Annotated in this window: 12 protein-coding genes; 5 read left to right on the top strand and 7 right to left on the bottom strand. The window is 69.9% G+C overall.

The window, feature by feature from the left end; translation table 11 throughout:
* From U9979_RS19655 to U9979_RS19635, 5 genes are all read right to left on the bottom strand, one after another.
* On the bottom strand, positions 1 to 215 hold a 215-nt coding region (locus U9979_RS19655; protein ID WP_322767928.1), incomplete at its 3' end, for an acyl carrier protein.
* 62 nt (positions 216 to 277) lie between these two features.
* On the bottom strand, positions 278 to 1,216 hold the full coding sequence (locus tag U9979_RS19650) for a beta-ketoacyl-ACP synthase 3 (RefSeq protein WP_322750507.1): 939 nt from the start codon (positions 1,214 to 1,216) through the stop codon (positions 278 to 280).
* Positions 1,213 to 2,217: an ACP S-malonyltransferase gene (locus U9979_RS19645; RefSeq protein WP_322780547.1), complete on the bottom strand. Its 1,005-nt coding sequence runs from the start codon at positions 2,215 to 2,217 to the stop codon at positions 1,213 to 1,215. The genes U9979_RS19650 and U9979_RS19645 overlap by 4 nt, the downstream gene beginning before the upstream one ends.
* Before the next feature lie 253 nt (positions 2,218 to 2,470).
* The gene (locus U9979_RS19640; protein ID WP_416210684.1) at positions 2,471 to 3,751 is read right to left on the bottom strand and encodes a PucR family transcriptional regulator; all 1,281 of its coding nucleotides are present in this window, start codon (positions 3,749 to 3,751) and stop codon (positions 2,471 to 2,473) included.
* 139 nt (positions 3,752 to 3,890) lie between these two features.
* Entirely contained in the window at positions 3,891 to 4,391 is a 501-nt protein-coding gene (locus U9979_RS19635; protein WP_322750516.1) for a lytic transglycosylase domain-containing protein, read from the bottom strand.
* A 274-nt stretch (positions 4,392 to 4,665) separates the two neighbouring features.
* Between U9979_RS19635 and U9979_RS19630 the strand changes: the two genes are divergently transcribed.
* The gene (locus U9979_RS19630; protein WP_416220261.1) at positions 4,666 to 5,970 is read left to right on the top strand and encodes a DegT/DnrJ/EryC1/StrS family aminotransferase; all 1,305 of its coding nucleotides are present in this window, start codon (positions 4,666 to 4,668) and stop codon (positions 5,968 to 5,970) included.
* Positions 5,971 to 5,978: 8 nt separating this feature from the next.
* On the opposite strand, the gene U9979_RS19625 is transcribed toward U9979_RS19630, so the two are convergent.
* A complete protein-coding gene (locus tag U9979_RS19625; protein ID WP_322750510.1) occupies positions 5,979 to 7,913 on the bottom strand; it encodes a nucleoside-diphosphate sugar epimerase/dehydratase in 1,935 nt (644 codons plus the stop codon).
* A 118-nt stretch (positions 7,914 to 8,031) separates the two neighbouring features.
* Here U9979_RS19625 and U9979_RS19620 point away from each other — a divergent pair, with 118 nt between their 5' ends.
* From U9979_RS19620 to alaS, 3 genes are all read left to right on the top strand, one after another.
* Positions 8,032 to 9,633, top strand: a complete 1,602-nt coding sequence (locus tag U9979_RS19620; RefSeq protein WP_322780548.1) for a polysaccharide biosynthesis tyrosine autokinase — start codon at positions 8,032 to 8,034, stop codon at positions 9,631 to 9,633.
* Positions 9,634 to 9,752: 119 nt separating this feature from the next.
* Positions 9,753 to 10,385, top strand: coding sequence for a hypothetical protein (locus U9979_RS19615; protein ID WP_322780545.1), 633 nt, complete (start codon positions 9,753 to 9,755; stop codon positions 10,383 to 10,385).
* Between the two features lie 60 nt (positions 10,386 to 10,445).
* Positions 10,446 to 13,121 carry an alanine--tRNA ligase gene (alaS, locus tag U9979_RS19610; RefSeq protein ID WP_322780544.1) on the top strand — a complete coding sequence of 892 codons (2,676 nt, stop codon included), beginning with the start codon at positions 10,446 to 10,448 and terminating at the stop codon, positions 13,119 to 13,121.
* A 54-nt stretch (positions 13,122 to 13,175) separates the two neighbouring features.
* Here the strand turns inward: alaS and U9979_RS19605 are convergent, their stop codons facing one another.
* Entirely contained in the window at positions 13,176 to 13,328 is a 153-nt protein-coding gene (locus tag U9979_RS19605; RefSeq protein WP_322780543.1) for a hypothetical protein, read from the bottom strand.
* Between the two features lie 44 nt (positions 13,329 to 13,372).
* Here U9979_RS19605 and U9979_RS19600 point away from each other — a divergent pair, with 44 nt between their 5' ends.
* On the top strand, positions 13,373 to 15,667 hold the full coding sequence (locus tag U9979_RS19600; protein ID WP_322780542.1) for a SulP family inorganic anion transporter: 2,295 nt from the start codon (positions 13,373 to 13,375) through the stop codon (positions 15,665 to 15,667).
* The last annotated feature ends 151 nt before the right edge of the window (positions 15,668 to 15,818 follow it).

Raw genomic sequence — 15,818 nt, 5'->3', positions numbered from 1 at the left:
GCCGCGTCGCCGACGGTCTTGAGGCTCTTGACGTCCTCGTCGGGGATCTTCACGCCGAATTTCTCCTCGGCCGCGACCACGACCTCGACCATGGACAGCGAGTCCACGTCGAGGTCGTCGATGAAGGTCTTGTCCGCGGTGGCGTCGGCCGGGTCGACCCCGGCGACCTCCTCGAGAATCGCGGCGAGTCCTGCCAGGATCTCGGACTGCGACATGTGCGCCTCCTTCTTGGTTTAGCCCGGTACGTCAGCGTGTCGGGCGGTGCTTTCGGGGAATCCTATGGGCAGCGGACGACCTGACCGCAGTAGGTCAGGCCGGCGCCGAAGCCGAACAGTAGAACAGGATCACCCGGCTGTAGTTCCCCACCGTCGAGGATCCGACTGAACGCGAGCGGGATGCTGGCGGCCGAGGTGTTGCCGGCATCAACCACGTCGCGGGCGATGACGGCGTTTGTGGCGCCGATACCGCTTACCAGCGCATCGATTATCCGGAGATTGGCCTGATGCGGGACGACAGCGGCGAGTTCGGCGGGTGTGAAACCGGCAAGTTCGCAGGCACGCCGGATTGTCGGTGTCAACGCGAGGGCCCAACGGAACACCGTCTGACCTTCCATCCGAAACAGGTTGTCACCATACCCCGGAACGCGAATGGCGCCCGCCTTCCCGCCGTCATGGCCCCACACGGCCGGCCCGATCTCCCGCGTCGCGGCGGGTCCGACGACCGCTGCACCCGCACCGTCGGCGAGCAGGATGCAGGTCGTGCGGTCGTCCCAGTCGGTGTAGTCCGACAGCCGTTCGGCCGCGACGACCATGACGTGTCTAGCGCTGCCGGCCCGAACCATGTCCGACGCCATCGACAAGGCGTATGAGAAGCCGGCGCAACCGGCGTTGAGGTCGAGGGCGCCCGCCCGCACAGCGCCGAGGCGGTGGGCGATCTGTGGCCCGGAGCCAGGGATCTGGGACGGATTCGTGCAGGTCGCGAGCAGCACCATGTCGAGGTCGGCGGCGTCGATGCCGGCCGCGGCCAGTGCCTTCTCCGCGGCCATGCTCCCCATTGAGACGATGGTCTCGTCGGCGTCGGCGATGCGTCGGGTGGCGATACCGGTCCGCGTGCGCACCCACTCGTCCGACGTCGCGACCCGGTTGGCAAGATCGTCGTTGGTCACCACCCGGGCGGGACGGTATGTCCCCAGCCCCATCAGCCGGGACCCGGTCATCGCAGCGCTCCGACGAGTCCAGTGTCCGTCTCCCCGACAGCTGTGCCGGCCCGATCGGTACCGGCCCGATCGGTGCCGGCCGGCGGGCCGCCGTACTCGGCGACCAGCTCCCGGGCGGCGGGCAGGTCGTCGGGGGTCTTGACGGCGACGACCCGTACGCCGGGGAACTCCCTTTTGGCGATTCCCGCCAACGTGCCGGCGGGCGGGAGCTCCAGGACGGCGGTCACCCCGAGATCACGAAGCTGTGCCAGACACAGGTCCCACCGGACCGGGGCTGCCACCTGGTCCACCAGCCGGGCGACCAGATCCGGCCCGGTGCGGATGACGGCGCCATCCGCGTTGGACACCTGCGGTAGCCCGGGTGTCCGCGGGCGCAGACCCGCTGCGATCACCGCGAGGCGCTCGCGGGCAGGCTCCATGAAATGGGTGTGAAAGGCACCGGCAACCGACAGTGACCGCAGTCGGGTCCGGGGCGGCGGGTGCTCGGCGAGGGTGGCCAGCGCCTCGACCGTGCCGGCAGCCACGATCTGGCCCGCACCGTTGCGGTTCGCGGCGGTCAGGCCGAGTTGCTCAAGATGGTCGATGACGAGGTCGGGCTCGCCGCCGAGGACAGCGGTCATGCCGGTGGCGACACGCCCTGCGGCCTGCGCCATCGCGCGTCCGCGCAGCGCGACGAACACGAGCGCGCTTTCGGCGTCCAGCGTGCCGGCCAGGACGCAAGCCGTGATTTCACCCACGCTGTGGCCGGCGACGACGATATGTCCCGGGTTGATCGCAGGCAGCTGCTCGGCGGCGACCAGACCGGTCGCGACGATCAGTGGCTGGGCGAGCGCCGTGTCTCGGATTGTGTCCGCAGATGCGTGGCAGCCGACGTCGACAAGGTCGATTCCGACCGCCTCGGACCACCATCGCAATCGTGTTTCAACCCCGCCGATCTCGAGCCAGGGTTGCAGTTGACCTGGAGTCTGGGCACCTTGACCGGGCGCGAGGATAGCGAGCACCGGACTACCTAACCCTTCCCGGCCGGTGTCTGTCGCTGGCGGGCACTCACCGTTGTGTCGGCACCTCATTGTGGGTTCTCTACAAGACGATCCGGTCGTCGCACATGTTTGTTCCGCATCTACCTGCTGAAGCGGAATCTTGTGACACGGGCGACAATCGGCGGTAACACGGCCCGTGTGAGTGCCTGTTTTTGATCTTCTGGCCGGCTTCCCGAGCCCGCAGCCCCGGCCACACAAGCGATCATTCCGGCGGTCAGGTGGCGGTGAGTCGACCCAGGATGAGCGCGACGTGCAGGGTGAACCGTTCGCGGTGGTCTGTCGGATCAAGCCCGCACACGTCGGCCGCCTTACGAAGCCGGTAACGGACCGTGTTGGGATGCAGGTAGAGCGCGCGCGCCGTGGCCTCCAGCGAGGCGCCGAAGTCGAGGTAGGCACCGGCCGTCGCCAGCAGCGGCGCTCCGGCTTCGCGCAGCGGAATGTAGACCTCATCCACCAGCGCACGGCGTGCGCCGGTATCGCCGGCCAGGGCACGTTCGGGTAGGAGCGCCTGCGCCGTCACCGGCCGGGGCGCGGCCGGCCAGGCCGCGACCACGTCGGCGGCGGCCAGCGCCGCGTGCGCAGAGGATGCGGCGGCGGCCAGATCGGCGGCGACCGGGCCGATGACGACCGGACCCGGTCCACATGCGGGCAGCAGGGCTTCGGCGGCATTGAGCAGGGCGCGCTGGGCCTGGCCGCCGCCGCGGACCGACCGCGACGCCTGGTCGCCGGCGAAGTCGCCACCGACTATGACCACCAGGCGTTCGTGGTGGACACCGGTGAGCACCTCCAGCCCCGCTCCGCGTCCGAGACGGTGGACCTCGTCGACGACGACCTCGGGGGAGTGGTCCGGGGCGTCCCCGATGATCACTGCGACCGCCGGCGGGTTGCGCCATCCCAGCGCCGCCGCGCGCGAGGGCAGCGCCCGCTCGACCTCGCCCCGCACGACATGGTCGACGACGAGCGCCTCCAGCCGGGCATCCCAGGCGCCGCGCTCCTCAGCCGCGCGGGCGTAGACGACCGCACCGGCGAAGGCGATGTCACGGGAGTAGCGCAGCACATCGGCCAGCAGCCGCTGCTCGTGGTCGGGGCCGGCAAGGGCTGGCACCTCGGCTTCGATCGCCTCGACCGCCACCCGGACGAGGTCGACCAGGCGGCGGAAGGTGACCGCTCGGACGAGATCACGGGGGGCGACCCGGAAGACGTCCCCGGACAGCTCTCGGGCGTGTTCGGGCCGCCGGCACCACTCCACGAAGGAGGAGATCCCCGCCTGTACCACCATCTGGATGTCAGCCCGGTGGCGCGCCGACATGTTCGAAAACCAGGGCAGGACATCGTGCATGCGCACCACGGCCCGGCTCGCCAGCATGCCGCTGGACCGTTCGATCCGCCGGATGACCTCCTCGGCCGCGGTGGGAGCGCCCGTTTGCTCGGGCAGGGCTCCGGCGGCCACGCTCGTGGCTGAAGGAGCGTCGTTGCCCGTCGTCGGCCGCGTCACCGCTCACCACCGTCGAACATGTCTCCTCCATCATCGCGCCGCAGCCGGCCGTCCATCAACGATCCGGGGCCTTCGGCATGATGGAACCACGGCTGCCGGAACACGGTGGGACCGCGCGATCGTGCGCATTGCCGGTGGGCTAGAATTGGTCGTTGAAACGGCTGGCCCAGTTGTGGACGTTCGCGACGTACGCCCGGGTCTCGCCGAAGTCGGGGACTCCACCGGCGTCCCGGACGGCCCGCGGCCCTGCGTTGTAGGCGGCGAGGATCAATGACACGCGGTCGCCGGGCAGCTTCTGAACGAGGTCGGCGAGATGGGCCTCATAGCGCGCGGCGGACGGGATGGCGTCCGCGGGATCCAGCGGATTCGCCTTGCCGTCGGCGTTGCCGTCGACGCCGAACTGCCGCCAGGTCTCGGGCAGGAACTGCATGAGGCCCTGCGCCCCGGCGCTGGACACCGCCAGGCGGTTGAACTTACTCTCCACCCGTGCCTGACCCGCGAGCTGCGCAGCGGTGAGCACACCGTAGACGGCTGCGGCCTCCTGGAAGAGGGGGATCAGATCGGGCGGGACCCGAGCCGATGATCGGGATGTGGTACCGCCGCAGCCGGCCAGCACCGTCGCCGTCACGACCGTGACCATGAACAGAGTGAGCGTGGCGGTCCGGGGTAACAGCGCCCGCCGGGTCGTGCCGCGCACCCGGGTCCACGATTTCCACTGAGCGTTCACCCGCCCATTCTCCTGCGTCGGATGATCATATGTGTGGATCCGCTCAATCTCCCGGCCTCCCGCGTGCCGACACCGTTGTCCAGTGCGGAGGTGAAGCGATGACGGTCTCATGCATCGCAGCCGGCTGCCCGATGACTCGCGGGACAGATGATTCCAACTGGACACCTTTCGACGCCGCTGTGGATGCATGTGCTGTGATATTACTAAGGGAGATACAGTAGAAGCTAGGAGTGACGTTATTGGCATTTTGGCGAGGTCCCGGCTAGCCCTCGACGGTGGACGACCAGTTCGTGACCGGCCGTATCCATCATGGCCCGTCTTCCGTCCCGATGAGATCGCCGCGGTGACGGCCACCATGCGCCGGGGTGAGGTCACCTACTGGACGGGCCGCGAAGGACGGCGATTCGAGCGTGAGTTCGCCGACGCCGTGGGCGCTTGTCATGGGCTGGCGGTGGCCAACGGCACCGTTGCGCTGGAGATCGCTCTGCGGGTCGTCGGGATCGGGCCGGGCGACGAGGTGGTGGTGCCGGCGCGATCGGCCATCGCGTTGGTCAGCTGCGTTGCCGCACTCGGCGCCCGGCCGGTCTTCGCCGACGTCGACGGCGAGTCGCAGACGATCACCGTTGACTGCGTCCGCCGGGTTCTGACCGAGCGGACCCGTGCCGTTGTCGCCGTTCACCTCGCCGGTTGGCCGGTGGACGTCGATGCGCTGCGGGACCTGGCCGCAACCCACGGTCTTGTCGTCATCGAAGACTGCACTCAGGCACACGGCGCCACGCTGCGTGGTCGACCGGTCGGAACCCTGGGCGATATCAGCGTGTGGTCATTCGGCTGTGACAGTATTCTCAGCACCGCTGGTGAAGGCGGCATGGTCACCACCGACGACGCGGCGTACTACCGGGCCGCCTGGTCCTACACCGACCATGGCAGACGGTTCACGGTGATGGACGCGGGCCCCGGGCCGGACCCGGACGACCTGGCGGGATATGATCGCTGCGGTCCGGGCATCGTCCACGACAGCTTCGGAACCAATGCCCGCATGCACGAACTGGCTGCGGCGGTAGGCCGGACCGGGCTTGCGCACCTACCGGAGATGGTCGAGCGGCGCCGGGACAACGCCATGCTGCTCGCCCTTCGGCTACGCGACGTCGCGGCGTTGCGGCTGCCCGCACCGCCCCCGCACGTCGGCCACGCCTACTACCGCTGGTACGCGTTTGTTCGGGCTGACCTGCTTGGTGGCGGCTGGAGTCGGGACCGGGTCGTGGCGGCCGTGCGGGCGGAGGGAATCCCCTGCTTCGCCGGTTGCCGCGGGGAGGTCTACCAGGAGGCGGCCGTGCCCGAGCGGTGGCAGCCCGCGGTCCCCCTGCCGGTGGCCGGGGAACTGGGCCGCACCGCGATCGCCCTCCTCGTGCATCCGACCCTCGACCCGTCCGACATCTCCGACGCCTCCGATGCGCTTATCAAGGTCATGTCGGTGGCGGCCCCAGGGTAGTTCGCGTATCAGCGTTCGTTGGCGACCGCGGTGGGCGCGTTGTCGGGTCGGGGTTGAGTGGGGATGACAGCCGCCAGCCGCGGCTGGCGATCGAGGTCCTCGCAGCGGGCGAGCACACGCAGCGCTGCCCTGGTGCTCTCCGGCGCTCCCCACGGGTCGAGATCGAGGATGTGCCGCCGTTCGACCGGTGGCGCTGACACGTAGGAGATCAAGGGGTGATGGCGGCGGATGTCGTGTTCATCGTCGTCGAAGAGTTCCTCGTGCAGCTTTTCGCCGGCGCTGAGCCCGGTGTAGACCACCTCGACGGGGCGCGGCGCCCGAGTCGCCAGCCGCCTGGCGACATCGGCGATCCGCACGGGTTGGCCCATGTCGAGCACCAGAATATCGCCGTTTCCACCCAGCGCTCCGGCCTGGATGACCAGTTCCACGGCTTCCTCGACGGTCATGAAGTAGCGGGTGACATCCGGATGCGTGACCGTGAGCGGACCACCGGCTGCCAGTTGGCTGGCGAAGACCCTCAGTACGGAGCCCTGGCTGCCCAGGACGTTGCCGAACCTGACGCTCACGAGCACCCCACGTGCATGCTGGGCGACATGAGCGGTCAGGCGTTCGGTGATCCGCTTGGAGTAGCCCAGGACGCTCGTCGGGTTCGCGGCCTTGTCGGTCGAGATGTTGACGAACCGTTCGACGCCGACGGACACCGCGGCGTCGAGGATCGCAAGTGTCCCCCAGACGTTGGTCTTGACCGACTCGCCGGGAAAGCGTTCCAACAGCGGCAGGTGTTTGAGCGCGGCGGCGTGGAAGACCACCTGCGGCCGGTGCTGCTCGAACAGCATGTCGACGGCCTGGACATCCCGAATGTCGCACAGCACGACGGCTTCGTCGTCGGCGATCGGCTGGCCGTGGATGGACAGCTGGACGGCCCGCAGGGCTGACTCGTCGCGGTCGAGCATGATCAGCTTGCCGGGGTGGTAGCGGTGGATCTGGCGGCACAGTTCGGAACCGATCGAGCCGCCGGCTCCGGTGACCAGAACCCGCTTGCCGGTGAGATAGCCCGCAACCGAGGAGACGTCGGTCTGGATCTGGCAACGTCCCAGCAGATCGCTGAGGTCGAGGTCGCGGATGTCGCGCACGTCGACGCGGCCGTCGATGAGATCCACCACCCGTGGGAGCACCTTGACGGTGAGGCCTGCGTCCTCGGCGACCATGGTGATCTCCCGTAGCAGCGTGCCGTCGGCGCTCGGGATGGCCACCAGGAGGGTGCGCGCACCGGTCTGGGCGGCGACCGTGGCAATGGCGTCACGCCCACCGCGTACCCGGACACCGCCCAGGGCCAGGTTCCAGGTTCGGGGATCGTCATCGAGCAGTGCCACCGGCAGGTACGGGCTGTCCGGGGTGTGCAGCATCGAGGCCAACACGCGGTCGGCTCCCTCACCCGTGCCGAAGACAATGATCGGCTCGGTGTCGGGGCGGTGCCGGCGCCGGCTGCGTTGCTCGGCCAGCCGCCACAGGTAGCGGACGCCGAACATCCCGACCAGCCCCACGGCGCCGGCAAGGGGAAGGACCCCGAGCGGCAGTGGGCCGTGCCGGCCGATGGTGGCGTCGACGATGACGATCCCGACCGTGGTGAGCCCGACCGAACAGGTCAGGGCGAGTACCTCGTCGAAACCACCGAACCGGTATCGCCCGAGGTAGAGGTGCAGGGCTGTTCCGGTGAAGTACAACAGGCAGGCCGCGAGAAACGCGATCACCCAGAACTCGGCGTCGGCCACGGGTGACTGGCCGAACCGGGCAAGGTAGGCCGCGCCCAGACCGAGCGACAGACATGCCGCGTCGACGCCGATCTGTAGACCGACGCGCCAGCGCAGGTCCAGCAGGGACAGCCGGGCCACAGCCCGCCACCATCGGACTCCTCGACTGGCGACAACCCTTCGCTTCTTCATGGATCCACAGAGTAATAACTACTGATGGTAAGTGTGTGGATGTGAAACGAGTATGTTGGTCGCGCAGCGTGGTGCTGCGATAACTAGGATGCTTTGCCCGGAGAGGACAGGTCTGTTGGTGGAACTTCGGGACTATGTCAGAGCGCTCCGCCGGAGTTGGCCGCTTCTGCTGGTATGCGTCATGCTTGGTGTGCTGGTCGCCGCGGCCGTCACATGGCGGGAGGCGAAGGTCTACGCCGCCACCGAGACCCTGGTGGTGTCGTCGAACGGCGGCGACAGCGCGGCATCGGCCTACCAGGGCGGCCTGCTGTCCCAGCAGCGGGTGAAGTCCTATGTCGATCTCGTGGCCAGCGACCGCATCGCCGCGGGGGTCATCGCAAAGCTCGGACTCGACCTCTCGCCACAGGTCCTGCAGGCTCATATCAAGGCCACCGCCGTCCCCGACACGGTGTTGTTGCAGACTGTCGTGACCGACGGCGATGCTCGGCGTGCCCAGATGATCGCGACGGCGGTCGGCGAGGTGTTCTCCGCCGCCGTCGCGGAGATCGAGACGGCGACGCCGGGCAGTCCGCCGTCGGTGCGGGTGAGTGTCTGGGAGAACGCGAAGCTGCCGACCGCACCCGTGGCGCCCAGGCCCGCCCGTGCCATTTCGCTCGGCGCTGTGCTGGGCCTGCTCGTAAGCGTCGGTGCGGCCGTGGCCCGTCAGAGGCTTGACACGAGCGTGCGGACCGAGTCCGACGTCGCCGCGGCGACCGGCCTGGCGACCCTCGGTGCGGTCGCCCTGGACCCCGCGGGTGCCCGGTATCCGCTCATCGGGGCGCTGGACGCACAGTCCGCGCGGTCGGAGGGATTTCGTCAACTTCGGACGAACCTGCGGTTCGTCGACGTGGACACACCGCCTCGCGTCATCCTGGTCGCCAGCTCGATGTCCGGGGAGGGCAAGACGGCGACCGCCTGTAACCTGGCGATCACCCTTGCCCAGGCCGGGGCCAGGGTGGCCCTGGTCGAGGCGGACCTGCGCAGACCGTCGTTCGGGGAGTACCTCGGGATCGAGACGGCCGCCGGTCTCACGTCTGTGCTGATCGGTGCCGCTGACCTCGACGACGTGCTTGTGCCGTGGGGCGACGACGGCGGCCGCCTGGAGGTCCTGCCCAGCGGGCCGTTGCCTCCCAACCCCAGCGAGCTGCTCGGATCCCGCAACATGGGCGACGTGCTGGGCGAGTTGTCCCGGCGCTTCGACATTGTGCTCATCGACGCTCCGCCGGTGCTTCCGGTCACCGATGCGGCCGTGCTCGCCGCGCAGGTCGATGGCACCCTGCTGGTCGTCCGCAGTGGTAAGACCCGGCGTGAGCAGCTGACCCGGGCCAGCGATGTCCTACGGACGGTGGATGCACGGATACTGGGAGCGGTACTCAACATGATTCCCGCCAGGGAACTGGACGCCATGACCTACGGCTATCCGTCGTACAGCGGGTACTTCCAGATCAGGATGGGGCTGGGGCGGCGGCACGGCCACGACGGCGCTGCCAGCCAGGGCGCGGTCGATCCGCTGCCAGCCACGGCCGGCCACGGTGACGGCATCGCGATCGCCACCCAGCGTGAGCCGATCGACGAACCCGAACCCGTTGTCGAGGGTTCGGGGGATGATCCGGCCGACCTGACGACTCCGCTGGCACTCGATGCGAAGACGGCCGGATCCCACCGGCGCCAGCGCTACTGATGAAACCCGGGCCAAGCCCCCGGACAAGCCCCCGGACAAGCCCCCGGACAAGCCCCCTGCCGAGCACCCGGCGGCCGGCGCCGCGCTGGGGCCGGTGTTCCGCGGGGCTTCGGGCCCTGGTGGTCGCGGCCGCGGTTGTGGCGCTGCTGGGCGTCGCGGCCACCGTCTGGACGGTGGTCCGCGGCCGGCTGGCGCAAGCGCACCTGCGGGTCGCCCAGACCCAGCTCGCTCAACTCGAACGCGGGCTTTCCGCTGGTCGCGGCCTCTCGGTCGGTCAGCTCCACCGGACGACTGAGGCGATCGCCCGCGAGACGACGGCGGCCAGGCGGCTGACCCAGGGGCCGGTTTTCGCGGTAGCTGGGCGGGTGCCGTTGGTCGGCTGTCCCGTCCACACGACGCGTTCGTTGGCGGTCGCGGTCGACGATCTCGCCGTGGTCGGTCTGCCGGCCGTCGTCACGGTCGGCGCGGCTCTCCGCCCGGCTGTCCCGGCCGGCACCGGGACAGCCGGCGCAGGGACAGCCGGCGCCGGGACCGGCTTGTTGTCGCGGCTCGCCGGGGTCCGTGGCTCGATCGACACCGCGCGGACCGCGCTCGAGCAGTTCCGCCAGCGGGCTGCCCGCACGTCCACCTGCGGTGCGATCGGGCGGCTGGTCGGAATCCAGGAGGCGGTCGCGCAGGCTTGGCGGCTGAGCGCGGCCCTCGCCCGGACCGCGCAGATGTTGGATCTCGCCGGTGGCCTGCTGCGCCGATGACGGGGGCCGGCTGGCTACGATGGGCCGGGATCGTCGGTCGATCGGTGAGGAAGGCTTGTGATGAGGTCCGCTGAGATCGCGAGCCGTTGGCTTCGCTACTTCGCCGAGCGCGGGCACACGGTCGTGCCGTCGGCGTCCCTCATCGCGGACGACCCCACGCTGCTGCTCGTGAACGCGGGAATGGTTCCCTTCAAGCCGTACTTCCTCGGCGAGGTCCGCCCGCCCTACACCCGCGCGGCCAGCATCCAGAAATGCGTGCGGACCACCGACATCGAAGAGGTCGGCAGGACCACCCGGCACGGTTCCTTCTTCCAGATGTGCGGGAACTTCTCCTTCGGGGACTACTTCAAGGAGACCGTTGTCCCCCTGGCCTGGGAACTACTCACCACGCCGGTGGCGGCGGGCGGGTACGGGCTGGACGACAGCCGGTTGTGGGTGACCGTCTATCTCGACGACGACGAGACCGCTGAGATCTGGCGGTCGACGGTGGGGGTGCCGGCCGAGCGCATCCAACGCCTCGGTATGGAGGACAACTTCTGGTCGATGGGTGTGCCGGGGCCGTGCGGACCCTGTTCGGAGATCAACTACGACCGCGGGCCGGCGTTCGGGATCGACGGGGGCCCCGCCGTGAACGGCGAGCGTTACCTGGAGCTCTGGAACCTGGTCTTCATGCAGTCCATCCGCGGTGAGGGGTCGTCCAAGAAGGACTACCCGATCCTCGGCGATCTCCCGTCGAAGAACATCGACACCGGCCTCGGCCTGGAGCGTCTCGCCGCGGTGCTCCAGGGCGTCGACAACCTCTACGAGATCGACACCTCCCGGCTGATCCTCGACCGGGCCGCGGAGCTCACCGGTGCCCGCTACGGCGCCGCGGCGTCCTCTGACGTGTCGCTGCGGGTGGTTGCCGATCATGTGCGCACCTCGGTGATGCTCATCGGCGACGGCGTGCTGCCCGGCAACGAGGGACGCGGCTACGTGCTGCGCCGGATGATGCGCCGCGCGATTCGCAACATGCGCCTGCTCGGTGCACCGGACGCGACCATGCCCGAGATGGTCGCGGTCACGATCGAGGCGATGGGCCCGCAGTATCCCGAACTTGTCACCGACCGGGCGCGGATCGACTCGGTGGCGACCGCCGAGGAGGCGTCGTTCCTGGCGACGCTGCGCACCGGGACGTCCATCTTCGATCTGGCGGCGAGCGAGACGAAGAAGGCGGGCGGCGGTGTACTCACCGGTGCGCGGGCCTTCCAGCTGCACGACACGTTCGGGTTTCCCATCGATCTCACCCTGGAGATGGCGGCCGAGCAGGGCCTGACCGTTGACGCGGAGGGCTTTCGCCGGCTCATGGGCGAGCAGCGTGAGCGTGCCAAGGCCGATGCCCGGGCGAAGAAGACCGGGCATGTGGACACCTCGGCGTACCGGGACGTGCTGGCGGCGGTCGGCCCGTCGGTGTTCACCGGGTATGACAGCGCCGCCGGGGACGCCGTCGTCCGCGGGCTGCTGGTGGCCGGGTCACCCGCCCGCGAGGCCGGCGAGGGAAGCGATGTCGAGGTCGTGCTCGACCGCACGCCGTTCTATGCCGAGGGCGGTGGCCAGCTGGCTGACAGCGGCGCGGTCCGCCTCGACGACGGTACCGAGATCGAGATCTTCGATGTGCAGAAGCCGCTACCAGGACTGATCGTCCATCGTGGTCGGGTGCGCTCGGGCGGGGTCACGGTCGGGATGCACGCGCGGGCCGAGATCGACCCCGCCCGGCGGGGGGCGATCTCGCGGTCCCACAGCGCCACCCACCTGACCCACCAGGCCCTGCGGGACGCGCTGGGCCCGAGCGCCGCGCAGGCCGGCTCGGAGAACTCGCCCGGCCGGTTCCGCTTCGACTTCTCCTGCGCCGGTGCGGTGCCGGTGTCGGTGCTGGCCGACGTGGAGGAGACGATCAACCAGGTGCTGATCGAGGATCTCGATGTGCACGCCGAGGTGATGAACGCCGACGAGGCACGCCGGACCGGCGCCATCGCGATGTTCGGCGAGAAGTACGGCGACCGGGTGCGGGTCGTCTCGATCGGCGAGTACTCCCGTGAGCTCTGTGGTGGCACGCATGTGCGCCGTTCCGGGCAGCTCGGCCTGGTCAAGCTGTTGGGCGAGTCCTCGGTCGGGGCGGGGGTCCGGCGGGTGGAGGCCCTGGTCGGCCTGGACGCCTACCGCTACCTGGCCCGCGAGGCCGTGCTCGTCGCGCAGATCACCGATGTGCTCAAGGCGCCCCGGGCCGAGGTGCCCGAGCGTCTGGCCGGGGTGCTCGGGCGGTTGCGCGACGCCGAGAAGGAGCTGGAGAAGCTGCGGGCCGCACAGGTGCTGGCCGCGGCGGGTGACCTCGCGAGCGCAGCCGAGGACGTCGGCGGGGTCGCGCTCGTCGCCCACCATGCGCCGGACGGCACATCCGCGGATGATCTTCGTAGGCTCGTCCTCGACATCCGCGGCAGAGTCGCCGCCGACCGTCCGGTGGTCGTCGCGGCGGCGGCCGCGGTGGACCGGCGTCCGGTCATCGTGGTGGGTACGAGCGCTTCCGCGCGTGACCGCGGGATCAAGGCCGGGGAGCTCGTCCGCGGCGCCGCGAAGGTCCTCGGCGGTGGCGGTGGGGGCAAGGACGACCTCGCCCAGGGCGGTGGCACCGACCCGACGGCGATCGCGGCCGCGCTCGCGGTGGTCCGCCGGACGGTCGCGCAGCGGGCGACCGCCTGAGCTGGCTCAGGCGGCCGCCTGAGCCGCAGCCGAATTCTCCTTCTTGAGGAAAGATCACATCCGGAAACCCCGGCCGGTCCGCTGTCGTTGTCCGGTGTGGTTCACCCATCGCTGCGGCGGTCGGATGCGGGCAGGGGCGCCCACCGGGCGGCCCTTGTGACAGGCAAGGTCGTCGGCTTGCGCGACCCATCCGAGGGCGATCTCCATCGCGACATCCCGTCCGGTGCCGATTCGATCCCGAGGAGATTGACATGGCCCTGCGGGCGCACCTGCGGGCGGACGTGCAGGCGTCGCTGGTGGTGTTTCTGGTCGCGATGCCGCTGTCGCTGGGTATCGCGGTCGCCACGGGCGCGCCGGTCGCCGCCGGTCTCATCGCCGCTGTGATCGGTGGGATCGTGGCGGGGGCGCTCGGCGGTGTCTGCCTGCAGGTCAGTGGGCCCGCGGCCGGGCTCACCGTGGTCATCGCGGGGCTCATCACGACCTACGGGTGGCGGGTCACGTGCGCGGTGACCGCGGCCGCCGGTGTGCTCCAGATCATCTTCGGTGTCAGTCGGATCGCCCGCGCAGCCCTCGCCGTGTCGCCCGCGATCGTGCACGGCATGCTCGGCGGGATCGGGCTCACCATCGCCATCGGCCAGCTGCACGTCATCCTCGGCGGTGCGCCCGACGCCCACGCCATCGACAACATCGTGACCCTGCCCGGCCGGATCGTCAACAGCCACAGCGGCGCGACCCTGATCGGGGCCATGACGATCGCCGTCATCCTGCTGTGGCCCCGGCTGGTCCGCCGGCTGCCGAGCGGGCTGCGCGCGATCCCCGCGCCGCTCGCCGCGGTCGTCGTTGGGACCACTCTGGCCGCCGCCGTCCACCTGGACCTGCCCCGGGTCGACCTGCCCAGGTCGATCCTCGGCTCGGTGTCGCTGCCGGCCTTTCCCGACCGGGACTGGTCTGGGATCGTCCTGGGCGTCCTCACCATTGCGATCGTGGCGAGCATGGAGTCGCTGCTGTCCGCGGTGGCGGTGGAGAAGCTGGCCACCACGCGTGGCCGGGCGCCGGGTCGGATCAACCTCGACCGTGAACTCCTCGGGCAGGGGGCTGCCAACGTCCTGGCGGGTCTCGCCGGCGGGCTGCCGGTGACCGGTGTGATCGTGCGCGGTTCCACCAACGTCGCGGCCGGGGCGAGGACGCGGGCCTCAGCCGTCCTGCACGGCGTGTGGGTGGCGCTGTTCGCCCTGTTCTTCGGCGGAGCGGTCGAGTGGATTCCGCTGTCCGCGCTGGCTGGCCTGCTCGTCGTGGTCGGGGTCCGGCTGGTCGACGTCGCCCATCTGCGGCACGTGCGGCGTCACGGCGAGCTGCCCGTGTACGTCGTCACGCTCGTCGGTGTCGTCGCGCTCGACCTGCTCCAGGGCGTCGCACTCGGGATGCTCACCGCCCTTGGGCTGGTTCTGCGTCGGGTGCTGTGGTCGAACATCCGTCTCGTCGCGTCCGGGCAGGCATGGCGGGTGGACGTGGAGGGCACCTTGAGCTTCCTGTCCCTGCCGCGCCTCGCCCGGGTTCTCGGCCGGGTGCCGACCGGGTCCTGTGTGTCGATCGAGCTGGTGGTCGACTATCTCGATCATGCGGCGTTCGACCATCTGCACGCCTGGTGCACTGAGCACGAGCGGGCGGGCGGGCAGGTGACCGTCGACGAGATCGGCCACACCTGGTTCCGATCGTCACGTGAGGATCAGGCCAAGCGGCGCCGTACCGTCGTTCCGCACCTGCCCCGCTGGTTCGCCCCCTGGTCGCAGTGGCAGGAGTTGGCGGCCTCCCACGGCGACGCGCACCGCGCGGATGCCGCCGGCACGATGCTGGTGGGGGTCGCCGAGTTCCACCGCCGGACCGCTCCGCTGCTGCGCGGCACCCTCGGGGAGCTCGCGGACGGTCAGCGTCCCAGCGCGCTGTTCCTCACCTGCGTCGACTCCCGGGTCGTCCCGAACATCATCACCAGCAGTGGACCCGGCGACCTGTTCACTGTCCGTAATGTCGGCAACATCGTCCCGATCGCCGGTGGGCGCAACGCCGATCTGTCGGTGACCGCCGCGCTGGACTACGCCGTCGACGTCCTGCGGGTGCCCTCGATCGTGGTGTGCGGGCACTCGGGATGCGGTGCCATGCAGGCGCTGCTGTCCGACGACCTCGACCGGGATCCCGACTCCGCGCTGGCGGGCTGGCTGACCCATGCGCGCGCGGCGTTGGCCCGGATGCCCTTGCCCGGTACGGAGATGCTGTCGCCCCTGGAACAACTGGGCCGGGCGAACGTCGTGCTTCAGCTGGAGCACCTGAGCGGCCATCCGGCTGTGCGGCGCGCGTTGGAACGGGGTCCGCTTGAGCTCGTGGGCCTCTACTTCGACATTCCCGCCGCGCACACCTGGGTTCTTGATACCGCATCGGGCCGTTTTGTCGACCCTTCCGAGGTTCTGACCGCGGTTCCGCCGCAGCGCCGCCGTCCGCCCCGCCGTTGGGACACACCGACAGCAACCCCACCTGCCCCGGCATGGCCGTGATCGACGGCCAGCACGCCTGCCGTCGCGGAACCGCGGTCTGACTGCTGGACGGGCTCGGTACGGGATGATGGCCGACTGGACGGCCTGAGCTGACCGGATGGCGTTGGCAGCCCTGTACTCACCCATGCCCGCCAGGATCATTGAGGGCTCC

The sequence above is a fragment of the Protofrankia sp. Cas4 genome (assembly GCF_963555915.1).
Taxonomy (GTDB): Bacteria; Actinomycetota; Actinomycetes; order Frankiales; family Frankiaceae; genus Protofrankia.
This window is presented reverse-complemented; position numbering and strand designations above follow the sequence as displayed.